Origin of the sequence: Pseudomonas entomophila (assembly GCF_013523125.1) — a bacterium.
Classification (GTDB): Bacteria; Pseudomonadota; Gammaproteobacteria; order Pseudomonadales; family Pseudomonadaceae; genus Aquipseudomonas; species Aquipseudomonas entomophila_B.
Genome location: NZ_JAAMQJ010000018.1, coordinates 68,523 through 91,266, shown reverse-complemented (window position 1 = coordinate 91,266; position 22,744 = coordinate 68,523). Strand labels below are relative to the sequence as shown.

The following is a 22,744-nucleotide window of genomic DNA, read 5'->3' as shown; positions in this document are numbered from 1 at the left end:
TCTACAATGCGGGCTCGATGCCCCAGGAGCGGCTCTGCTTCATGGCCTTCCCTCGATGATCAGTCGAGAACTTTGGCCTGCAAGGAGGCAAAAGTCGAGATACAAGGAGCGGCCCCCGTGCCGCGATTGGACCCGCAGGGTCCATAAAACCAGCCCCTCCTCATCTACAGGCAGCCTCCACTCATCCCGCCACACCCTCACTTGCCACTTGCCACTTGCCACTTGCCACTTGCCACTTCCAGCTTGCAGCTTGCAGCTTGCAGCTTGCAGCCTGCGCCCCAACCGTTAGACTTGGCGACCCAGCAGGAGCCGCCATGAATTATCGTCACGCCTTCCACGCCGGCAACCACGCCGACGTCCTGAAACACATCGTCCTGACCCGCCTCATCGCCTTGATGTCGCGCAAGGAGCAGCCGTTCGCCTACCTCGACACCCACGCCGGGCTGGGCCTGTACGACCTGCAGGGCGACCAGGCCAGTCGCACCGGGGAATACCTCGAGGGCATCGCCCGCCTGTGGGGGCGGGACGACCTGCCGGCCTCGACCGACGACTACCTCAAGATGGTTCGCCGGCTGAACCCGGACGGCCAGTTGCGCTACTACCCCGGCTCGCCGGAGCTGGCGCGCCGCACCCTGCGCCAGCAGGACCGTGCGCTGCTCAACGAAAAGCACCCCGAAGACGGCCCGCTGCTGCGCGAAAACATGAAGAAGGACCCGCGCGTGGTGGTCCATCTGGGCGAAGGCTGGCACGTGCCGCGTGCCCTGTTGCCGGTGCAGGAGAAGCGCGCCGTCATGCTGATCGACCCGCCTTTCGAGCAGGCCGACGAGCTCAAGCGCTGCACCCAGGCGGTGAAAGAGGCCATCGGCCGCATGCGCCAGACCGTGGTCGCCCTCTGGTACCCGATCAAGGACCAGCGCCAGTTGACGCGCTTCTACCAGGACCTGACCAGCACCGGCGCGCCGAAGCTGCTGCGGGTCGAGTTGTACGTTCATCCTCAGGACAGCCCACAAGGGCTCAATGGATCAGGCCTGGCGATCGCCAATCCACCGTGGGGCCTGGAAGAGGAACTGCGCGAGCTGCTGCCCTGGCTGGCCACGGAACTGGCGCAGAGCCACGGCAGTTGGCGGATGGACTGGCTCATCGCCGAGTGAGCGGGGGAGCTGCAAGCCTCAAGCTGCAAGCTGCAAGTGGACGGTGGTGCGGTGAGTCAGATGTAGACAGGAAGCTCAAGCAGCGCTGACGCTCAGGCTTGAGGCTTGAGGCTTGAGGCTTGAGGCTTGAGGCTTGAGGCTTGAGGCTTGCAGCCCATGGCTCGAAGCTTGCACGCTATTGGCGACAGCGCCCTGGCCCGTGTCGCCAATGACCACAGCCTCGGCGCATTACCCTATGAGCGCTTTGCGTTATAATCCCGCCCCTTTAGCCGCCATCCGCCCCACGAGGCCGAGGCGCATCTTTACCGAATGAAGAGGCTAGACCCTTGGCATTGACGATTCTTGGCCTGTCCGGCGCCCTCAGCCATGATCCTTCCGCGGCCCTGTACATCGACGGCAAGCTGATTGCCGCTGCCGAAGAAGAACGCTTCGTGCGTGACAAGCATGCGAAGCACCGCATGCCCTACGAGTCGGCGAAGTTCTGTCTGGAGCAGGCCGGCATCAAGCCTTCGGATGTCGACGTGGTCGCCATTCCCTTCGCGCCCATCAGCCTGTTCGGCAAGGCACGCTGGCACTATGCCAAGCGCTACTGGTATGCCCCGGACCGTGCGCTGGACGCCCTGTTGATGGGCAACCGCCGCTACAAGCGCTACCGCAAGAAGATCGTCTGGTGCCTGGAGCAGCTGGGCTTCGACCCGAAGAAGATCAAGATCGAGCCGGTCGAGCACCACCTGGCTCACGCATCCAGCGCCTACCACTGCTCGGGTTTCAAGGAAAAGACCGCGATCCTCGGCATCGACGGCAAGGGCGAATACGCCACCACCTTCTTCGGCTACGGCGAAAACGGCCGCATCCACAAGATCAAGGAATTCTACGATCCCGATTCGCTGGGCGGCCTGTACGGCGCGATCACCGAGTTCCTGGGCTTCGAGATGCTCGATGGCGAGTTCAAGGTCATGGGCATGGCGCCCTACGGCGACGCCAGCAAGTACGACTTCTCGCGCCTGGCCAGCTTCGAGAACGGCGAGCTGGTGATCAACACCGAATACGCCAACGTCATCGGCCTGCGTCGCTACAAGGAGAAGGGCAAGGGCTTCTACTTCACGCCCAAGCTGATCGAATGGCTGGGCCCCAAGCGTGAAGGCGATGTGGCCGACGAGCCGTACATCCACTACGCGGCCAGCATGCAGGCGTTGTTCGAGAAGCTGGCCCTGCAGATGATCGATCACTACCTGAGCGACATCCTCAAGGAAACCGGCAAGCTGGCCTTCGCCGGCGGCTGTGCGCTGAACGTCAAGCTCAACCAGAAGATCATCGACCGCGCCGACGTCAAGGAGCTGTTCGTCCAGCCGGCGTCCGGCGATGCCGGCACCGCCGTGGGCGCTGCGGCCTACGTGTCCCATGCCCGCGGCGTGCCGGTGGAGAAGATGGAGCACGTCTACCTCGGCCCGGCCTACTCCAACGAGGACGTCATCGCCGCCTGTGCCCGTCACCCGAGCCAGCCGGTATGGCGCCGGATCGACGACATGCCCGAGCGGATCGCCCGCATCATGGTCGACGGCAATCCGGTGGCCTGGTTCCAGGGACGCATGGAATTCGGTCCGCGTGCGCTCGGCGGGCGCTCGATCATCGGCTGCCCGAGTGCCACGGGCGTGGCCGACCGGATCAACGAGCAGATCAAGTTCCGCGAGCGCTGGAGACCCTTCTGCCCGTCGATGCTCGACACTGTGGCCCCGCAGATGATCAAGATCGATCACCCGGCCCCGTTCATGACCTTCACCTTCGAAGTCGCTGAAGAATGGAAGACCCGCGTGCCGGAAGTCGTCCACGAGGACGGCACCTCGCGGGCGCAGGTGCTCAAGCGCGAGTACAACCCGCGCTACTACGACATGATGAAGGCCCTGGAAGCGCTGACCGGCAACGGTGTCTCGCTGAACACCTCGCTCAACCGCCGTGGCGAGCCGATGATCTGCTCGCCGACCGATGCCCTGAACATGTTCTTCGGTTCGGACCTGCAATACTTGATCATGGAGGACATCCTGGTGGTCAAAGAAGGCGCGAACGGATATGCAGACGACTGACGTGCTGATCAGCGTCGTTATTCCTGCGTACAACTACGCCCGGGTCTTGCCCAGGGCGGTCAACTCCGTGCTGGCGCAACTGGACGTCGACTGTGACCTGATGGTCATCGACGACGGCTCCACGGACGAGACGCCCGAGGTGCTGCATCAGCTGTCGGTACAGCACCCTGGGCGCTTTCGCGCCGTGCGCAAGGCCAATGGCGGCTTGTCCTCGGTGCGCAACCTGGGCATCGCCGAGACGCGTGGGCAGTACCTGATCTTCCTCGATGCCGATGACGAGATGGCGCCAGGCGCGCTGGACGCGCTGCGCCTGCACATCAGGGCCCACCCCTCCACGCGCATGGTCATCGGCGGGCACTGGTCGGTCTTCGAGAACGGCGCGCGGGCGCTGCACACGGCCCGGCCCTTGCCGGCTTCGCCTTACGCTCGCGTGCGTGGCTACCTGATCGACAAGAGCGTGTCGCTGTCCAATGGGGCCTGCGCCATGCACCGCGACGTGTTCGCGCCGGGCACCTACCCGGAGCACCTGCGCAACGTCGAGGACATCCCGGTCTTCACCCAGGTGCTGGCACGCTTCGAGTGCACGATCATCGATCGTCCCCTGGCCGTGATCTACAAGCACCACGACAGCATGCGACACGACCTCAAGCAGAGCCTGGCGGCCGGCATCGACATGGTCGACGAGGTCTTTTCGCCTGCGCGCCTGCCGGCATCGTTGCATGGCCTGCGCCAGGCTTTCCTGACCCAGCGCTGCCTCTCGCTGTTTCGCGACTGCTATGGCGCCGGCGACTACGCGCGGGCCAAGCGCCTCTACCTGCAGGCCCTGCGTTACGATCCCTGTTCGGTCAGGCGCTGGTCGTACACGCGCAAAGCCTTGCGGTGCCTGTTCAAGTGACGGCCTGCGCTCAAGGAACGAGCGTGCGGGCTTTTTCACCGTCTTCACCGTCGTGCGGCACTTACCGTCGACCGCAGTGCCCAACCCCGCGGCATTCATTTCCCAAGGTCTGATCCATGCGCTCCGAACGCTCCTCCGTCCGTCCGAGTCTTCCCGCGCCACGCCTGCTCGAGCGCTTCGATCCCGTGTGGCTGGCGTTCTTCGGCAGCCTGGTGCTGTCGATCATCGCCATCGTGGGGGTCGTGACGGTCGGGCGCGACGGGGCGTTCTACCTGGACCTGGCGCGGCAGGCCGGCGAACACGACCTGGCCGGGGTCCAGGCGCGCTTCGACTGGCCCTGGTACCCGCTGCTGTTGGCCGGCACCCATGCCGTGCTGCGGCTGCCGCTGGAGTATTGCGCCTATCTGTGGTCGGTGCTGTTCGCGGCCGGTACCTGCGCCTTGATGGTCGACCTCGTCCGGCAGCGTGCGCCCCAGGCCGCCTACTGGGCCTGCTGGATCGTGCTGGCGATGCCGGCGGTGAACCAGTTCCGCGGCGACATCATCCGCGAGTCCGGCTTCTGGTGCTTCTGCACCCTGGCGCTCTGGCTGGCCCTGCGCTGGCAGGCCCGCGGCGGCTGGGGGCTGGCGGCCGCCGTCTGGGTGGCGGTCGGTCTGGGCAGTCTGTTCCGTCTGGAGGCCGTCCTGGTCGGCGGTTGCGTACTGCTCTGGCAGGTGCCTGCGCTGTGGAAGGCCGGGCAGCGCCAGCGGTTCGTGCAGGTCGCCTGGCTGCCGGTCCTGGCGGGTGTGGTGGGGATGCTGGTGCTGACGGGGTGGGGGGCACTGGATGCGCGTCGGCTCGACTACTACCTGGAGCTGATCCGGCCTGCCGGCCTGTTCGGGGCCTTCAACCAGCTGAGCCATCAGTTCGCCGATTCGCTGGTCAACAAGTACTCGGCCAATGAAGCCGGGCGGATCATCTTCATCGGCCTGAGCGGCGCGCTGCTGATCAAGGGCGTCAGCCTCATGGGCCCCGGTGCCCTGGCATTTCTCGACCGGCGCGCCTGGGCGGCCTTCCCGCGTTACTGGCGCGAGTACCGGGTCCTGGCGCTCACGGCGCTGTTGTACCTGGTCGTGCTGATGCTGTTCTTCATTCGCGCGCAGTTCATGAACAGCCGCTACCTGAGCCTGCTGGTCCTGCTGCTGGTGCCGTTGCTGGCGATGGGGCTGCACCTGTTTCACCAGGCGCACCCGCGCCTGGGCAAGGTCCTGGCGTTGATCGGGCTGCTGGTCATGCTGGCGAACGTGATTTCCCTGGGCGCCCGCAAGACGCATTACGTCGAGGCGGGCCACTGGGTCGCGGCCCATACCCCGGCACAGGCCTCGATCTTCTACGAAGACGGACGCATCGGCTATTACGCCGGACGTGGCTACGAACTGAGCGACCTGACCCGCGAGGCCGCCATGGGGCCGGAGCTGGCCGACAACTACCGCTACTTCGTGATCGAGGCCGAGCCAGACGAGCCCTGGCTCCAGGCCTGGCTGAAGGAGCATCCGCTGCGCGTGCTGGCCCGCTTCGCCAACCGCAAGGGTGACACCGTGCTGGTGATCGGTCCTTAGGGGCAGGCCTTTCAACGTCGTTGTCTGACACGATGTGGGCCATATCGCTGTCTAGCAGAACGGTTCACTCGCGCTGTGGGGGATTCTATGGTTTCTGCCAAGTGCGAATGTGGGCCCTGCGGGCCCAATCGCGGCACTGGGGCTGCTCACCCGTAGCCCCACCGCGGGGTTGCAGGCTATCGCGGTCACCTGTGGGAGCGGCCCCTGTGCCGCGATGGGCCGCATAGCGGCCCTAGAATCGATCAGCAATGAAGCCCCGGATCCTGCCGGCCATCGTCATGTTGCCTGCGCGACAGCGCGGCGCCAAGGCGGCGGGCGGACTCCCACAGGAGGGCTGCGCTTGCCTGCATCATGCTGGTGAATCTCTGGATACAAATGGCCCTGTCCTGGGGCTTTTTCCAAAAACGTTGAAAGGCCCAGCCCTTAGAAATTGGACGGAGTGTCGGTGAGCAGCGCCGACACCTGCGCCACCAGGCGCTCGTAGCCAGGCTTGTGCGGCAAGGACGCCGCGTAGCCGCGCAGGAAGGCCTGCCCTGCATCGTTGCCGCGCAGCCAGGCACGGTCCTCGCGGTAGCGCAGCATGTGCTGGAAGTTGCGCAGCCGCTTGTTCGGACCGAGCGCCCGTCCGCGCTGGCTGAGGTCGGCGATGTCGATCAGGCCCAGCACCTGGCTCGGCGTCAGGACCACGTTGCCCAGGTGCAGCGAGCGAAAGTACACGCCCTGGTCATGCAGCCGCGCGACGAACGCGCCATAGCGCTCGCGCAGTGTGTCGGTGGCCGTGCCCTGCTGGATCAGCTGGCGCAGGGTCGCGCCTTCCAGCGGCGCGTAGTAGACGCCATCGCGCTCGACGCTCTTGATCCGGTACACCGCCAGCACCTCGGGGGTTTCGATGCCCAGTGCCCGCAACCGCCGGGCGTTGTCGGCGAAACGCTGGGCGTAGGGGAACAGCGCCGCCGAGGTCAGCCAGCGCTTGCGCCGGAACAGCTTGAGAAAGCGCCCGTCGGGCATCTGCAGCACCTTGTCGCCCGAGCCATCGGCCTCGATCACGCGCGCGCCTTCACGCAGGGTCAGGTAGGCGGTGTGGTCCAGTGGCTGCATGGCGTTTCCTCGGCAAATGAGCCCGCCATGGTACCGCAGTTGCCGGGGCAGGGGAGGCCGATGACCTTCATTCGGGCCCCGTTTTGGCTGTGTTACCATTGCCGTTTCACGCCGTCATGTACTGGAAACCCATGAGTCGACCCGACCCTCACGCGCAATCGACGCTCACGATCTACCTGCGCCTTCTGAGCTATGTCCGGCCCTATATCGGGCTGTTCCTCCTGAGCATCCTCGGCTTCCTGATCTTCGCCTCGACGCAGCCGATGCTGGCCTACATCCTCAAGTACTTCGTCGATGGCCTGGGCAATCCGGATGCCCGGCTGTTCGCCGGCCATGCCTGGCTGCCCGAGTTGCAGCTGCTGCAGGCCGTGCCGCTGATGATCGTGCTGATCGCCCTGCTGCAGGGCATCGGCTCCTACCTGGGCAACTTCTTCCTGGCCCGCGTGTCGCTCGGGCTGATCCACGACCTGCGCGTGCTGCTGTTCAACAAACTGCTGAAGCTGCCCACCTCCTATCTGGACAACCACAACTCGGGTCATCTGATCTCGCGCATCACCTTCAACGTCACCATGGTGACGGGCGCGGCGACCGATGCCATCAAGGTGGTGATCCGCGAGGGCATGACGGTCATCTTCCTGTTCGTCTCCCTGCTGTGGATGAACTGGAAGCTGACCCTGGTGATGCTGGCCATCCTGCCGTTGATCGGCGTGATGGTGAACAGCACCAGCCGCAAGTTCCGCAAGCAGAGCAAGAAGATCCAGGTGGCCATGGGCGACGTGACCCACGTGGCCTCCGAGACCATCCACGGGTTCCGCGTGGTGCGCAGCTTCGGTGGCGAGCAGTACGAGGAGCAGCGCTTCGCCAAGGCCAGCCAGAACAACACCGACAAGCAGCTGAAGATGACCAAGACCGGGGCGGTCTACACGCCGACCCTGCAACTGGTCACCTACTCGGCCATGGCCGTGGTCATGTTCCTGGTGCTGTACCTGCGTGGCGACGCCTCGCCGGGCGATCTGGTCGCCTACATCACCATGGCCGGCCTGCTGCCCAAGCCGATCCGTCAGCTGTCGGAAGTCAGCTCGACCATCCAGAAGGGCGTGGCCGGTGCGGAAAGCATCTTCGAGCAGGTCGACGAACCGGCCGAGCGCGACGAAGGCCAGCTGGCCCCCGAACGCGTGAGCGGTCGCCTGGAAGTGCGCGGTCTGAGCTTCACCTACCCCGGCACCGAAAAGCAGGTGCTCGACGACATCAGTTTCGTCGCCGAGGCCGGGCAGATGGTCGCCCTGGTCGGCCGCTCGGGCAGCGGCAAGTCCACCCTGGCCAACCTGGTGCCGCGCTTCTACCAGCACAGCCAGGGGCAGATCCTGCTCGATGGCGAAGAGATCCAGCACTACCGGCTGCACAACCTGCGGCGACACACGGCCCTGGTGACCCAGGCGGTGACGCTGTTCAACGACACGGTGGCCAACAACATCGCCTACGGCGACCTGGCCGGTGCGCCGCTCGAGCAGGTCAAGCGCGCGGCCGCCGCCGCCTATGCCGACGAGTTCATCGAACGCATGCCCGAGGGCTACCAGACCCTGGTCGGCGAGAACGGCGTGCTGCTCTCCGGGGGCCAGCGCCAACGCCTGGCGATCGCCCGGGCGTTGCTCAAGGATGCGCCGCTGCTGATCCTGGACGAGGCCACCTCGGCCCTGGACACCGAGTCGGAGCGCCATATCCAGAGCGCGTTGGACGAGGTCATGAAGAACCGTACCACTCTGGTGATCGCGCACCGCCTGAGCACCATCGAGAAGGCCGACCTGATCCTGGTCATGGACGAGGGCCGCATCGTCGAGCGTGGCAGCCATGCCGAACTGCTGGCGCGCAACGGTCACTACGCGCGCCTGCACGCCAAGCAGTTCGAGGACGGTCCGGACGCCGCGCCGGCGCCGAGCGTCGAACCGTGCTGAACCGGGTGCGCGCCTGGCGCGAACGCGGCTGGTCGAGCATCGATGCCGACACCTACGCACAGACCTGGTCCCGTTGGGGGGGGAGCGTCGCGACCCATCCCCAGGTGGTAGAGCGTCTGGCCGACCTGGCCGGCATCCCGGTGCGCTACCTGGGGTGGGAGGTCGCCGGCGAGATCGTCGCCGCCGTGCCCTGCTGGGGGCGGCACCTGGCGTTGTCCAAGGACGTGCTCAAGCGCCGTGGCCTGAAAGGGCTGTTCGACCTCGGCAATGCCGAGATCATCCTGCCTGCCAGTCCGGACGTGCAGGTTCCCTTGCGGCAACAGGCACGCTACGTGTCGGCGCTCAACCAGCCGAGCTTTCCGACGCTCACGTTACAGCGCGAAGCGCTGGCACTGGCCCGTGCCCCCGAGGACTACTCCAAGAAGTTTCGCTACAACCAGCGCCGCGAACAGCGCCTGCTGGAGGAAGCGGGCGGCACGCTGAAACCGGTCCAGGCGTTCTCGCCTGCCGAGCTGGCCGGCCACTACGCCGAGCTGTTCCAGCGTCGCTGGAACTTCCCGGCACCGGGCCTGGCGCACCTGGAGGAAGTGTTCACGCGGCTGCGCGCGTTCATGACCGGTTCGGTCGTGGAACTCGAAGGCGCTCCGGTGGCCATCCAGGTGCTCTACAAGGTAGAGGCACCGCAATGGGTCTCGGTGGAGTACGTCAACGGCGGGGTCGATCCGCAGAGCCGGGACTTCAGCCCCGGCAGCGTGCTCAGCTACGTGAACAGCCAGGCCGAGTGGGATGCCGCCCGTGCGCTGGGCAAGTCGTTGCGCTACTCGTTCGGCCGCGCCGATCGTGAATACAAGGAGCGGTGGTGCCATACCGCTCAGGTCTACCAGAGGACGTGACGGGTGAGTAACCGAAAGCAGGCCTTGCTCAAGGCGCACCGACGAGCCAAGCGGCTGACGTTGCTGATCGTCGCCGCGCTGCTCGTCGTGGCCGGCATCGTGCTGGGGCTCTGGGCAGTGCCGGTACTCGCCGTGCTGGTCTGGATCGCCCATGAAGCCTGGTTCGCCGACCACCTGTTCTACCGCCCGAGCGATGACTACCACTATGCCTTCGACGCGCCGGGCAGTGCGCGTCAGCCGGTGCGCACGACGCCTCAGGTGCGGCTCGAACAGCCATTGGCCGAGGGCGAGACGCTGGTGTTGGAGGTTACGCTCAAGGCCCGCTGGCTGGGCCGCCTGGTCGACCCCAGCGTGCTGATCGGCGACGACCGTCAGACCTTCGAGCGGGGCGTGGCGGGCCGGCGCTACCTGAACCTGTCCGGCCAGCGCGCGGCACTCGAAGCCGGCACGCTCGCCGTGCGCACACGGTTCTGCCGAATCTCGCCCGACGGCGTGCTGCACGTGCAGCGCAACCCCGACTACGCGCAACGCCGGGTGATGGTGCTTGCGCCCCATGCCGACGACGCCGAGCTGGCGGCTTTCGGGCTCTACAGCCGCGCGCGCGACGCCTGCATCGTGACCCTCACCCAAGGGGAGATCGAAGCCGAGGCGTACCGGTCGCTGGGCCTGGACGCGGCAGGCGCCGCACGGCTCAAGGGCCGGCTGCGCACCTGGGACAGCCTGGCGGTTCCGCTCTGGGGCGGCGTGCCGGCCGAGCGCTGCGTCCAGCTGGGCTATTACTGCCTGCGCCTGTCGGCGATGGCCGAAGCGCCGAGCAGCCCGTTCGGTTCGCTCGAGTCCGGCGAGTCCGACATTCGCTCGGCCCGTCGGGCCAACCCGCTGGCGTTGCCCGGCGACACCGATGGCCTGCCCACCTGGCACAACCTGGTCGCCGACCTGAAGGCCCTGCTGCAGCATTTCCAGCCCGAAGTCGTGGTGATGCCGCACCCCGAGCTCGACCCGCACGCCGACCACCAGGCCACCACCCGTGCGCTCCAGCAGGCCATCGCCGAAGGCGACTGGGCGCCCGACGTGGCCTTGCTCTATGCCAACCACCTGCACGACAACGACCGCTGGCCCATGGGCGAGGCCGGCACCGGCGTCGCATTGCCTCCGGTCATCGAGACGCCGGTGACCGACGCCCCCTGGAGTCCCGTACTGGACGCCGACACCCAGCTCGACAAGGCCATGGCCCTGGGCATGCAGCACGACCTGCAAGGGCGCCCGCCCCTGAAGAAGCGCCTGCGCCGTGCGATCCAGTGGCTGCTCGCCGGTCGCCGCTGGCCGGTGACCGGCGAGGACGAGTTCTTCCGCAAGGCCGTGCGCCGGCACGAACTGCTCTGGGTGCGACGCCTGGGCAAATGAGCCATCGCCCTGACGGGCGGCCTTCGCGGTCGCCCGTCACCGCCTCCGACGGCCTGGCCTTGAGGCCGTAAAGCCAGCCTGTGCTACTATCGCGGCCCTGTTCCTTTTATGTCTGTGGGTTCTCCATGAAGTTAACCATGCCGCGTTTCGAATCGGCTCCCGTACTCGTGGTCGGCGATGTGATGCTCGACCGTTACTGGCATGGCGGTACTTCGCGTATTTCTCCAGAGGCCCCCGTGCCGGTGGTCAAGGTCGATCAGATCGAGGACCGTCCGGGCGGTGCGGCCAACGTCGCCCTGAATATCGCGGCGCTCGGCGCACCGGCCCTGCTGGTCGGCGTCACCGGCGAAGACGAGGCCGCCGACAGCCTGGCCAACAGCCTGGAGGCTGCGGGCGTCAAGGCCGCGCTGCAGCGCATCGCCCACCAGCCGACCATCGTCAAGCTGCGGGTCATGAGCCGTCACCAGCAACTGCTGCGCATCGACTTCGAAGAAGCCTTCGACACCGACACCCAGGCCCTGCAACAGAGCGTCGAAGCTCTGCTCGACCAGGTCAAGGTGCTGGTGATCTCCGACTACGGCAAAGGCGCCCTGAAGAACCACCAGGCGCTGATCCAGGCCGCCGTGGCGCGCCGCATCCCGGTGCTGGCCGACCCCAAGGGCAAGGACTTCTCGGTCTATCGCGGCGCCAGCCTGATCACCCCCAACCTGGCCGAGTTCGAGGCCATCGTCGGCCATTGCGCGGACGAGGCCGAGCTGGTGGCCAAGGGCGCGGCGCTGATGAGCGACCTTGAGCTGGGTGCGCTGCTGGTCACCCGTGGCGAGCACGGCATGACCCTGCTGCGCCCTGGCCATGCGCCCCTGCACCTGCCGGCGCGCGCGCGTGAGGTCTTCGACGTGACCGGCGCGGGCGACACCGTGATCTCCACCCTGGCCGCCGCCATCGCCGCCGAGGAAGAGCTGCCCTGCGCCGTCGGCCTGGCCAACCTGGCCGCCGGCATCGTGGTCGGCAAGCTCGGCACCGCCGCCATCAGCGCCCCGGAGCTGCGCCGCGCCATCCAGCGCGAAGAAGGTTCGGAGCGTGGCGTGCTGAGCCTGGAGCAGCTGCTGCTGGCCATCGACGACGCGCGCGCGCACGACGAACGCATCGTCTTCACCAACGGCTGCTTCGACATCCTGCACGCCGGGCACGTGACCTACCTCGAACAGGCGCGCGCCCTGGGCGATCGCCTGATCGTGGCGGTCAACGACGATGCCTCGGTCAGCCGTCTCAAGGGCCCTGGCCGGCCGATCAACAGCGTCGACCGACGCATGGCGGTGTTGGCCGGGCTGGGCGCGGTCGACTGGGTGATCAGCTTCTCCGAATCGACCCCTGAAAGCTTGCTGACCGAGGTGCGCCCGGACGTGCTGGTCAAGGGCGGCGACTACGGGGTCGAGCAGGTGGTCGGGGCCGACATCGTGCGCGCCTACGGCGGGACGGTGAAGGTGCTCAGCCTGGTGGAGAACAGCTCGACCACCTCCATCGTGGAAAAGATCCGCAGTCGATGACTGCACGCGCCAGCTGCCCACGGGCGCTTCACGAACAGCGATAGATGAACGTATGAAAGTCATGTTACTGGTCATGGATGAGCAGCGCGTCATCCTCGATCGCCTCTACGAGATCGTCCAGCAGGCCTGCGAAGACTGCGTCATTCATCGGCTGAGCAAGCAGCAGCAGATGAACCTCGGCCCCTTCCTCGCGTCGGTGGATTACCAGCGCTTCGACCGCATCGTGATCTTCTCGCGGGTCAAGCGCCTGGCCCCACAGTGGGCGGTGTTGCGCTGCATTCCGGGGCTGGTGTTCCTGGAGCATGACGCCTACCAGAACTACATGCCCTCCAGCAAGTATCGGCACGTCTACTCGCGGCTGTACCGGCGCCTGCCCTGGTCGCGTGCGCTGGTCTCGGGCGCGGTGGTGGCCCGGCGCATGCAGGCCGAGGGGCTGGACGCGGTGTTCGTCTCCAAGGGCTACGACGACCAGATGCTCGGCAACCTGGGCCTGACGCGCGACATCCCGGCGGGCTTTCTGGGCAGCCTGAAGAGCCGCGAGTACGGCCAGCGCAAGGCCATGCTCGAAACCCTGGCCGAGCGCACCGGCCTGCTGGTGACGCGCACCGGATCGGGCGAGGAGTACCTGCAGATGCTCAACCGCATCCAGGTCTTCGTCAGCGCCGACATCGGCATGGGCGAGTTCATGATCAAGAACTTCGAGGCCATGGCCTGTGGCTGCGTGCTGCTGGCCTGGAGCCAGGGCGAGGAAGACCAGCTGCTGGGCTTCGAGGACGGGCACAACGTGGTGTTCTATCGCTCGCTGGAGGAGGCGATCGAAAAGCTGCAGTGGCTCCAGCAGCACCCGGCGCAAGCGGCCCGCATCGCCGCCAACGGTCAGGGGTTCGTGCGCCAGTACTACGGCTTCAGCCGCGTCGGGCAAGACCTGGCCGAACAGATCGAAAAACCCATGCGCCCCTGGTCGCGGCCTTCGATGCTGATCCGCGCCTGGGTGAAATGGCGCTTCGGCATGGACGTGGCGGAGTGAACCGATGACGCTCGTGCAGACGGACATGCAGCTGGATGCCCGGCCCGGCGGCGATCAGGACGTGTTCGGTTGCCTGTCCGATGAACTCAAGGCATGTCTGCGCCAGGCCGAGCGAGTGCTGCTGCTGGCCAACAATCCCGCCATCACGGCCGTCGATCTGCAGGCGCTGCAGTTGGGCGAGCGCGACGTGGTGGTCAGCTTCAACACCTGCCTGAAAGGCAACCTGCTGGACGCGCGCGCTCACCAGGTGCTGGTGCACGGCTACAACGCGCCGGATCATTACTTCTTTGGCCTGCCGATGCGCGCCGAGCTGCCGAACTGGCTGCGCGACGACCGTGCGCGTCACTTCACCGTACTGGTCGGCTGCACCACGTCGCTGTGCCCCTTGCCCGGCGTCAGCCTGTTCTACGAGCGCATCCCCTTGCCGGCGCTGTGGAACTACCCGACGACGCGACCTGACGGCAAGCGCTTCGTCGGGCCGTCCACCGGCTTCAATGCGCTGGTCGTGCTCGACACGCTGCGCCGTCAGCCAGGGTTCGACTACGCGATGCTCACGCTCGGGTTTTCCAACGAGGCCGGCAAGCTGTGGAGCGGGCACGCCTGGGCCTACGAGCGTGAATGGCTGCTGCAGGCCGACATCACCGTGGTGGAGCTGAAGGCGCGGCGCAAGTGGTGGCAGCTGTGGCGTCGTCGTTGAGCCCTGCCCGCTACCGGCGTCACCTTCCTCCTTCACCCGTCACAGAGGTATCCGCGTGTTGAAAGTCGCCGTCGCCTTCTTTGGCATCCCTCGCAACTCGGCCATCTGCTTTCCGTCCATCGAGCAGAACGTCCTGGCACAGATCCCGACCGGCTGCACGGTCAAGACGTTCTACCACCTGTACCAGCTCGAGGCGGTGCACAACGCCCGCTCTGGCGAAAGCGGTGCGCTGCTGCAGGACAACTATGCCCCCTTCGCGACCATGACCGGTCGCCTGGACTCGACCGAGGGCGTGCTGGAGCAATGGAACTTCGAGCGCATCAAGGCCCAGGGCGACACCTGGGGCGACAACCATGCCTCGCTGCGCAACCTGGTGTTCCAGCTGCATTCGCTGCGCTGCGTGACGCAAATGGTGGCGGCGTTCGCGCCGGACTTCGTGGTGTTCGTACGCCCGGACAACTTCTACCACTCGCCGCTGCCCAGCTACCTCTTCGCCCACCCCGAGGCGAGGCGGTTGAACGCCTACATTCCGGACTGGCAGTGGTGGGGCGGTCTCAACGATCGCTTCGCGGTCTGTGGGCGTGACATCTACACGGCGTATGGCAATCGGGTCGAGGCGATCTTCCGCTTCTGCGAGGCCACGGGGCGCAAGCTGCATTCGGAGCGGCTGCTGAAGTTCGCGCTGCTGGAGGCCGGTGCACGTGTCTGCATGCTGCCGACCACGGCCTCTCGCGTGCGCATCCATGGCGAGTTCGTCGACGAGTCCTTCTCGCCCAAGCGTGGCATGGGCAAGCGCGAGAACCGCTACTTTCACCTGTTCGCGCGCATGCGCACCTGGTGGGACAAGCGCCGGCGCTAGGCCTCCAGAGCCATGCCTTTCAACACCGTTGAGACCGGCTCTCACGTGCCTTGTGGGAGCTGGCTTGCCAGCGATAGGGCCCGATCGGGCGTCGCCTGCATCGCGGGCAAGCCCGCTCCCACAAGCTGCTTGCGCAGCCATGCCTACATTGATGGCTGCAGAGGTCTGGGTGGGAGCTGGCTTGCCAGCGATAGCGTCAGGTCAGGCGCCGCCTGCATCGCAGGTAAGCCCACACATCAGCCCATAGGGTCGGGCATGTACCGAGTAGAAAAAAGACAGTTGCTCCCACAGGTCCGTGATCGCCTGTACCACTGTGGTGTAACCGCGCCTGCCTATGCCTGCCGATGAACCTGTTGAAAGCAGCAACGACCCTTTTTGCAAAGACGTCGACAGTCACTGTCTTCAGGGCCGCAAGGCGTTGCGAACCCGGCTGACCAGCCCGCGCGCCTTGCGCGTGAGCGTGCCCAGGCTGCCCGTGTCGCGGGGCGGCTCCAGGCCTTGCTGGCGCAGCCAGTCCTTCCAGCGAATGCGCTCGTCACGCACCACCCAGCCCTCTTGCGGCGCGAAGCTTTCGGCCAGGTAGACCCGTCGGGTACTGGTACGCACCAGCTGATCCTTGCGCAGGGTGTACAGCTCCGGGCGCGGACGGCCGTCCTCCAGCGGCATGAGGTAGAAGTCCGGGCGCTTGCGGTTGAGCCGGGTGACCAGGTGCCCGTCTTCCAGGCGTTCGTCGACGTGGAACAGGCTCAGCGACTTGGCCTCGCGCGGCACCTGAAGGCGCATGTCGTACACCAGTTGCAGCGAGGCAGTCGGCAGGTGCACGTAGGCCCGTGGCCGCTCCTGAAGGATCTGGCTGGCACAGTGCACGGGACGCGCCGCGCCCGAGGCCGGGGTCAGCAGGAACGTAGGGGTTTCGCGGTAGTGCAGGGCGGCGGCATAGGGCGCGGGCAGCCAGGTGTCGTTGAAGCGACCGCTCAACCAGCCTTCCGGCGTCTCGAACAGGCATTCTTCGGCGACTTCCTGCACGAGGGTATGCAAGGGCAGGCTCAACTCGTGCGCGGGCACGTAGCCGGAGATCAGCTTGAGCACCACGTCGCCCCGGTCCTGGCGACGCTGGCGCACCAGCACCCAATAGTCCTGGTGCTGCCAGTTGAGGGTGAGGCGCACCGACACCCCGAGGTTCGCCAGCTCCACCGCAAAGTTGTCCGGATCGGCCAGTTGGATGGGGCTGCGCCGCTGCAGCATCTGCGCGAAGTTCTGCGGGCGGCCGACGGCCTGGTAGGTCAGCCCCTGCGCGGTCGCCTCGACGTGCACCGGCAGGGTCTTGAAGGTGTGCGGGTTGCTGCGGATCAGCGTGCGTGCCACAGGGCGGCTCCTCGTGTCGGGCGGCCGCGCAGGCGGCTCAGGGCTGGTCCAGCAGACGGGCCACGGTGGCGACGTTATGGGCCAGGTGCACCGGGTTGATGGTGCCGACGATAGCACTGCTCACGCCAGGGTGGGCAAACAACAGCTCGAAACTGGCGCGTACCGGGTCGATGCCAGGCGCCAGGCAGACGTGACCGCTGGCCAAGGCCTTCTTCACCAGGATCGCCTTGCCGTGTTCGGCAGCGTAGTCCAGGACCGGACGCTCCGCCTGCTCGTTCAGGTTGTAGGTGACCATGGCGCAATCGCCCGCTTCGAGCGCCTTGAGCCCGCCTTCGACGGTCTTGCCGGAAAACCCGTAGCCGAGGATCTTGCCCTCGCGCTTGAGCGCGGCCAGGGTGGCGTAGACCTCTTCGTGGGCCAGGATGTCCAGATCGTTGCCATCGGAATGCACCAGCACCAGCTCGAGGCGATCGGTGTGCAGGCGTTGCAGGCTGCGTTCGACCGAGCGGCGGGTGTGCGCGGCGCTGAAGTCGAAGCGCGACTGCCCCTGCTCGAACTCCTCGCCAACCTTGCTGACGATCACCCAGTGGTCGCGCTGGCCGCGCAGCAGCGGGCCCAGGCGCGTCTCGCTGACGCCATAGGCCGGCGCGGTGTCGAGCAGGTTCAGGCCCAGGTCGCGCGCCTGACCGAGCAGCAGGCGTGCGGCGTCATCGTCCGGGATGGTGAAGCCGGCCGGGTATTTGACGCCCTGGTCGCGGCCCAACTTGACCGTGCCCAACCCCAGAGGCGAGACGCTCAGACCAGTGCTGCCCAAAGGCCGGTGGTGGGCATGCAGGCTGGGCAGGCTCATGGCAGCAGGCGCTCCCACACCGGGACGCCCACGCTCGGGCGGGGCAGGTCGTGAAGGTCCGGCGTCGCCTGAGGGCGGATGCCATCGCGGGCGAAGGCGGCCAGGACGCGGTCGGCGAAGTCGGGCGCCAGCGCCAGCTTGGTCGGCCAGCCCACCAGTAGACGCTGCTGCTCGGCAAGAAATGCATTGTCCGGGCGCACCAGGCCGGACTGGGCCGGCTCGGCACGGTCGACCCGCAGGGTGGCCCAGTGCAGTGGCGTCTGGTCGATCCACGGCAGCAACTGGCCAAGTTCCTTCTGCGCGGCGGCGATCTGCGCCGCCGGGTCGCGGGCGACGCCGTCGGCTTCGGCCAGGTCGCCGCCCAGGTACCAGACCCACTGGCCATCGGCCGCCGGGTGGCTGGTCACCGTGACCCGCGGTTTCGGTCCGCCGCCCAGGCAGTGGGCGTACAGCGGCTTCAGCGTTGGCCCCTTGACCAGCACCATGTGCAGCGGGCGCCGCTGCATGGCCGGTTGTTCGATGCCCAGGTCGCGCAGCAGCTGCTCGGTGCCCGCGCCCGCACTCAGGACGATGCGTTGCGCGCGGATCTCGCGGTCGTCGACCTTCAGCCCCGCCAGTTGGCCGTCCGCATGCAGGGGCGCGATCCGCTCGCCGGCCAGCAGGCTGTCACCGGCCAGGCGCATCAGGTTCGCCAGCAGGCTGGGCACATCGACCACCAGTTCGGCGAGTCGATAGACCTTGCCCTTGAACTTGGGGTCCTGCAGCGCCGGTGGCAACTGCTCGCCCTTGACCTGATCGACCCGACCGCGCACGGCCTTGCTGGCGAAGAAGCTGGTCAGGTTGCCGGCCAGGGTGCCCGGCGACCACAGGTAGTGGGCCTCGGACAGCAGGCGGGTGTCGCGCAGGTCCAGCTCGCCTTCGCCGGCCAGGGCCTCGCGCCAGCGGCGCGGCATGTCGGCGATCGCCTCGGACGCCCCGGTCAGCGCGCCATGCAAGGCATACTTGGCTCCGCCGTGAATGATCCCCTGGGACTTGACCGTCTGCTCGCCGCCCAGGCTGGCCCGTTCCACCAGCACCGTCGAGTAGCCCTGCTGGCGCAGGCGCGCAGTGAGCCAGAGCCCGGCGACTCCGGCACCGACGACCAGGACATCGGTGGAAATGGCAGATGGCATGCAGGTACCTCGAAAGCTGGGACAGGGGCGCAGTATACAGGCTGTGTCGCCGTGCAGCCTGCCGGCGTGGCGACCGGTCAGTGGCCGCTGCTGTGCGAGAACAGCTGGATCACCGCCACGCCGCCGACGATCATGGCCATGCCCAGTACCGCCGGCAGGTCCAGCTTCTGTCCGTAGATCAGCCAGGCGGCCACGCTGATCAGCACGATCCCCAGGCCGGACCAGAGCGCGTAGGCGATGCCCACCGGGATGCTGCGTACCACCAGCGTCAGCATCCAGAAGGCGATAGCGTAGCCGCCGATCATCAACAGCAGCGGCAGCGGCGTGCTCAACCCCTTGACGGCCTTCATGGAGGCGGTGGCGACGACTTCGGCGCAGATGGCGATAGCCAGGCACAGGTAGGCATTCATGAGGGTTCTCCTTGGATGACGGCATTCTACGACCTGCCCAGATGGGATAAAGTCATTACCTATCTACCCACGAGATAGGTCGATGACGCCACGTTGGAACCTGGATCACCTGCGCTTGTTCGTGCAGGTGGCCGATGCCCGTTCGTTCTCTGCGGCGGCCCGCGCGCTGCACAAGGCGCAATCGGCGGTCAGCACGACCATCGCCGCCCTCGAGACCGACCTGGGTGTGACCCTGTTCGAGCGCAGCAGCGGCCGTCAGCCACAGTTGACCGCGGCAGGCGCGGCGTTGCTGAACGATGCCCGCGAGCTGCTGCGTCAGAGCGAGCGCCTCGAGGGGCGTGCTCGGGCGTTGATGCGCGGTCAGGAAGCCTTGTTGCGCGTGGCGCACGACGAGGCGATGCCTTACCAGCCGGTCATCGACAGTCTCGACGAGTTGGCCAGCAGCTACCCGTTTCTCGAGGTGCAACTGGCCAGCGGCGCCCATGGTGACGTCGCCGGCAAGCTGCTGGAACGGCGCGCCGACCTGGGGCTGTTCTTCCAGCACGAACGCATCCCGGAGACACTGGAGCGGCGTTCGCTGGGCAGCGTGGACATGGTCACGGTGTGCGCCGTCGGTCACCCCCTGGCCGGCGAGCCGCGCGTCACCCGGCAGTCGCTCGCCCGCCACCGGCAACTGCTGATCACGGCCCAGCAGCGCGATGCACCGGGCGGCGAGGCGATCAGCCCGCACGTCTGGCGCGCCGACAGCTTCTATGCCCTGGCCGAGCTGTTGATGCGTGGTCTGGGCTGGGCCTGGCTGCCACGGCACGTGGTGCAGTACCCGACTTACCAGGCGCACATGGTCGAACTGGCCAGCGACTGGCGCCCGCCGGCCTTGGTGGTCGAACTGGCCTGGCGCCGCGACGAACCCCTGGGGCCGGCGGCGCACTGGCTGGCCGAACGTTTTGCCGTGCACCTGCGTGCCATCGGCTAGGCACGGCCTGCGCGGCGATCAGACGCGGCGTGACCGTGCCTAGCACCCGTCTCGGCCCCTATGGGCGAGGGCAAGAGAGCCTAGTACACTCTCGCGCCATGAACAGAACCCTCTATACCGTGCTTTTCCACCTGGGCTTGCCGCTGATTGCGCTGCGCCTGTTCTTGCGCGGGCGCAAGGCGCCTGCCTACCGCCAGCGTCTGGGCGAGCGCTTCGCCTGTGGCCTGCCGCCGCTGCGCCAGGGTGGCCTGTGGGTGCATGCCGTGTCGGTCGGCGAGAGCATCGCCGCCGCGCCCATGGTCCGTGCCTTGCTCAAGGCCTACCCGGAGTTGCCGGTGACCGTGACCTGCATGACCCCGACCGGCTCGGAACGCATTCGCGCCCTGTTCGCCGACGAACCCCGGGTGCAGCACTGCTACCTGCCCTATGATCTGCCCTGGGCCGTCGGCCGCTTTCTCGATCACCTCAAGCCGCGCCTGGGCATCGTCATGGAGACCGAGCTGTGGCCCAACCTGATCGACCAGTGCCACCGGCGCGGCATCCCCGTGGCCCTGGCCAACGCCCGGCTGTCCGAGCGCTCTGCCCGCGGCTACGGACGCTTCGCCGGCCTGACCCGACCCATGCTCGCGCAGATGAGCCTGATCGCGGTGCAGACCGAGACCGAGGCCGAGCGTTTCCGCCAGTTGGGCGCGCGCCCCGACTGCGTCCAGGTCACCGGCTCGATCAAGTTCGACCTCACTGTCGACCCCGCGCTCGTCCCCCGTGCCCAGGCACTGCGCGCGCAATGGGGCGCCACCGCGCGGCCCGTATGGATCGCCGCCAGCACCCATGACGGCGAAGACGCACTGATCCTCGATGCCCATCGCCAGGTGCTGGCGCTGCACAGCGACGCCTTGCTGATTCTGGTGCCCCGTCACCCCGAACGGTTCGCGGCCGTGCACGCGCTGTGCGCCGAGCGCTTCACCACCGTGCGGCGTTCGTCCGGCGAGGCCGTGCAAGCACAGACCCAGGTGATGCTCGGCGATACCATGGGCGAGTTGCTGTTCCTCTACGCCCTGGCCGACATCGCCTTCGTCGGCGGTAGCCTGGTCGCCACTGGTGGGCACAATCCTTTGGAGCCTGCAGCGCTGTCGCTGCCGGTGATCATGGGGCCACATGTGTTCAACTTCCTCGACATCAGCGCCCTGCTGCGCGACGCCGGGGCCTTGCGGCAGGTGGACGATGCCGAGGGGCTGGGCGAGGCGGTGCGACAACTGATCGAGCTGCCCCAGGAGGCGCGTCGCAGTGGCGAGGCGGGCCGGACGGTGATGCTAGCGAATCAGGGGGCGTTGGGGCGGTTGTTGGAGGGGCTGGGCAAGCTGATCGACTGAGGCGACGAGGCGGGGTGACTGCCTCACATGCCCATTCAACCTTGATGTCACGTGCCCCTTGCCTGCCACCTGCGCCGTGAAGGCGCGTCAAACGGAAAGTGCTTATGCCCATCGTCTACAGACCCGGCCTGACCTGCTCTGAGGTGAATGCGATCGAGTCCACCTGTGAAGTGATGTTGCCTGAGCCGTACAGGCGCCTGTTGATGCGCATGAATGGCTTCTCTATCGCTGCGCCGGATCATGTGCAACTGCGGTTGAGTGCCGTGGAGGCAGGTGAAATAAGCTTCGACCGGCTGTTCGGCGTGCGTGCGGCCGAAAACTGCAACGATCTGATCAGATTCAACAAGGAATTCATCGATGAGTTGGACTTCGTCGAAGGCGCCTTTGCGATCGGCGAGGATGGCGGTGGCAATCCCTTCGTCTGGATCGCCGACCTCCAGGTACGCGGCGTCTATTACTGGGACAGAACGCATTTGCATGCGTTTGATGACCCCAATGATTTCGATATAGCCGAGCAGGAAGAGTCAGGGCCTCTGTACAAGGTCGCTGACGATGTAGACGCGTTTTACAAGCTTGTTCTGAACGCGCTTGGTGCAGACGTCGAATTCATCGAGGACGTGTGAAAGGCGTCGTGCTCACCGCACCTGCCAACGTGGAACAAAGAAGGCAGTTTCACAGGCTGCACTGGCATGACCCCGACATCGACCTATGCTGGATAGGCCTGCACTGAAGCGCCCACTGTTCAAAAGGAATGCCCATGATCGCCTTCGAAGACCTCATCGGCCTGTCGCTCATCGCCCTGGGCATGGTCCTCACCCCCGGTCCGAACATGGCCTACCTTGTCTCACGCACCCTGTCCCAGGGCCGTATCGCCGGGATGATCTCCCTGGCCGGTGTCGCCCTGGGTTTCGTCGTCTACTTGCTGGCCTCGGCCCTGGGCCTGGCTGCCTTGTTCAAGGCCGTGCCGATGGCCTATGACGTGGTCAGGGTCGCGGGTGCGCTCTATCTGGGGTACTTGGCCTGGACCCTGCTCAAGCCCGGTGGCGTGTCGCCTTTCGAGACCCGTGCCCTGCCGCCCCATTCGCCACGCCGGCTGTTTGCCATGGGGCTGCTGACCAACCTGCTCAACCCCAAGATCGCGCTCATGTACTCGGCGCTGATTCCGCAGTTCGTCGACCCTGCGGCGGGCGCTACCTTGCAGCAGTTTCTGCAGTTGGGGCTGGTGCAGATCGCTATCGCGGTGACGGTCAATGGCCTGATCGTGGTGGCGGCGGCGCGTGTCAGCCGGTTCCTGCGCGGTCGTCCTCGCGCCTTGCGGGCGCAGCGTTGGGTCAGTGGTGGGGTGCTGGGTGGGTTTGCCGTGGACATGCTGCGCAGGCCGTGAGGCGGGTGGCGCTGGGGT

At 66.6% G+C, this 22,744-nt stretch carries 20 protein-coding genes; 15 read left to right on the top strand and 5 right to left on the bottom strand.

Annotated elements, in window-relative coordinates:
* Positions 1-314 precede the first annotated feature (314 nt).
* The 4 genes from G7007_RS11720 (at position 315) to G7007_RS11705 (ending at position 5,725) form a co-directional block, all read left to right on the top strand.
* Positions 315-1,151, top strand: a complete 837-nt coding sequence (locus G7007_RS11720) for a 23S rRNA (adenine(2030)-N(6))-methyltransferase RlmJ (RefSeq protein ID WP_181101928.1) — start codon at positions 315-317, stop codon at positions 1,149-1,151.
* A 326-nt stretch (positions 1,152-1,477) separates the two neighbouring features.
* Complete coding sequence (locus tag G7007_RS11715; protein ID WP_181101927.1) at positions 1,478-3,232, top strand: carbamoyltransferase family protein; 1,755 nt, start codon at positions 1,478-1,480, stop codon at positions 3,230-3,232.
* A complete protein-coding gene (locus G7007_RS11710; protein WP_181101925.1) occupies positions 3,219-4,127 on the top strand; it encodes a glycosyltransferase family 2 protein in 909 nt (302 codons plus the stop codon). Before G7007_RS11715 ends, G7007_RS11710 begins: the two co-directional genes overlap by 14 nt.
* A 116-nt stretch (positions 4,128-4,243) precedes the next feature.
* Positions 4,244-5,725 (top strand): ArnT family glycosyltransferase, encoded by a 1,482-nt coding sequence (locus G7007_RS11705; protein WP_181101923.1) that lies wholly within the window; start codon positions 4,244-4,246, stop codon positions 5,723-5,725.
* A gap of 423 nt (positions 5,726-6,148) precedes the next feature.
* Here the strand turns inward: G7007_RS11705 and G7007_RS11700 are convergent, their stop codons facing one another.
* Entirely contained in the window at positions 6,149-6,823 is a 675-nt protein-coding gene (locus G7007_RS11700) for a toluene tolerance protein (RefSeq protein WP_181101921.1), read from the bottom strand.
* A 131-nt stretch (positions 6,824-6,954) separates the two neighbouring features.
* Between G7007_RS11700 and msbA the strand changes: the two genes are divergently transcribed.
* From msbA to G7007_RS11665, 7 genes are all read left to right on the top strand, one after another.
* Entirely contained in the window at positions 6,955-8,775 is a 1,821-nt protein-coding gene (gene msbA, locus G7007_RS11695; RefSeq protein ID WP_181101919.1) for a lipid A export permease/ATP-binding protein MsbA, read from the top strand.
* Entirely contained in the window at positions 8,769-9,668 is a 900-nt protein-coding gene (locus G7007_RS11690; protein ID WP_181101917.1) for a GNAT family N-acetyltransferase, read from the top strand. The genes msbA and G7007_RS11690 overlap by 7 nt, the downstream gene beginning before the upstream one ends.
* A gap of 3 nt (positions 9,669-9,671) precedes the next feature.
* Positions 9,672-11,072 (top strand): PIG-L deacetylase family protein, encoded by a 1,401-nt coding sequence (locus G7007_RS11685; RefSeq protein ID WP_181101915.1) that lies wholly within the window; start codon positions 9,672-9,674, stop codon positions 11,070-11,072.
* Positions 11,073-11,197: 125 nt separating this feature from the next.
* Positions 11,198-12,619, top strand: coding sequence for a bifunctional D-glycero-beta-D-manno-heptose-7-phosphate kinase/D-glycero-beta-D-manno-heptose 1-phosphate adenylyltransferase HldE (gene hldE / locus G7007_RS11680; protein WP_181101913.1), 1,422 nt, complete (start codon positions 11,198-11,200; stop codon positions 12,617-12,619).
* Between the two features lie 52 nt (positions 12,620-12,671).
* Complete coding sequence (locus G7007_RS11675) at positions 12,672-13,646, top strand: glycosyltransferase (RefSeq protein ID WP_181101912.1); 975 nt, start codon at positions 12,672-12,674, stop codon at positions 13,644-13,646.
* A 4-nt stretch (positions 13,647-13,650) separates the two neighbouring features.
* Positions 13,651-14,343 (top strand): hypothetical protein, encoded by a 693-nt coding sequence (locus tag G7007_RS11670; protein ID WP_258198555.1) that lies wholly within the window; start codon positions 13,651-13,653, stop codon positions 14,341-14,343.
* A gap of 55 nt (positions 14,344-14,398) precedes the next feature.
* Positions 14,399-15,202, top strand: coding sequence for a hypothetical protein (locus tag G7007_RS11665; protein WP_181101910.1), 804 nt, complete (start codon positions 14,399-14,401; stop codon positions 15,200-15,202).
* 402 nt (positions 15,203-15,604) lie between these two features.
* On the opposite strand, the gene G7007_RS11660 is transcribed toward G7007_RS11665, so the two are convergent.
* The 4 genes from G7007_RS11660 to G7007_RS11645 form a co-directional block, all read right to left on the bottom strand.
* On the bottom strand, positions 15,605-16,567 hold the full coding sequence (locus tag G7007_RS11660) for a metal ABC transporter ATPase (RefSeq protein WP_181101908.1): 963 nt from the start codon (positions 16,565-16,567) through the stop codon (positions 15,605-15,607).
* Positions 16,568-16,604: 37 nt separating this feature from the next.
* The gene (locus G7007_RS11655; RefSeq protein WP_181101906.1) at positions 16,605-17,417 is read right to left on the bottom strand and encodes an aldo/keto reductase; all 813 of its coding nucleotides are present in this window, start codon (positions 17,415-17,417) and stop codon (positions 16,605-16,607) included.
* Positions 17,414-18,589: an NAD(P)/FAD-dependent oxidoreductase gene (locus G7007_RS11650; RefSeq protein ID WP_181101904.1), complete on the bottom strand. Its 1,176-nt coding sequence runs from the start codon at positions 18,587-18,589 to the stop codon at positions 17,414-17,416. Before G7007_RS11650 ends, G7007_RS11655 begins: the two co-directional genes overlap by 4 nt.
* Before the next feature lie 77 nt (positions 18,590-18,666).
* Complete coding sequence (locus G7007_RS11645) at positions 18,667-18,999, bottom strand: DMT family transporter (protein WP_181101902.1); 333 nt, start codon at positions 18,997-18,999, stop codon at positions 18,667-18,669.
* An 82-nt stretch (positions 19,000-19,081) separates the two neighbouring features.
* Between G7007_RS11645 and G7007_RS11640 the strand changes: the two genes are divergently transcribed.
* From G7007_RS11640 to G7007_RS11625, 4 genes are all read left to right on the top strand, one after another.
* Entirely contained in the window at positions 19,082-19,972 is an 891-nt protein-coding gene (locus G7007_RS11640; protein WP_181101900.1) for a LysR family transcriptional regulator, read from the top strand.
* Between the two features lie 98 nt (positions 19,973-20,070).
* Entirely contained in the window at positions 20,071-21,342 is a 1,272-nt protein-coding gene (gene waaA, locus G7007_RS11635; RefSeq protein WP_181101898.1) for a lipid IV(A) 3-deoxy-D-manno-octulosonic acid transferase, read from the top strand.
* Positions 21,343-21,446: 104 nt separating this feature from the next.
* On the top strand, positions 21,447-21,965 hold the full coding sequence (locus G7007_RS11630; protein WP_181101895.1) for an SMI1/KNR4 family protein: 519 nt from the start codon (positions 21,447-21,449) through the stop codon (positions 21,963-21,965).
* Positions 21,966-22,099: 134 nt separating this feature from the next.
* Entirely contained in the window at positions 22,100-22,726 is a 627-nt protein-coding gene (locus G7007_RS11625; protein ID WP_181101893.1) for a LysE family translocator, read from the top strand.
* Positions 22,727-22,744: the final 18 nt, after the last annotated feature.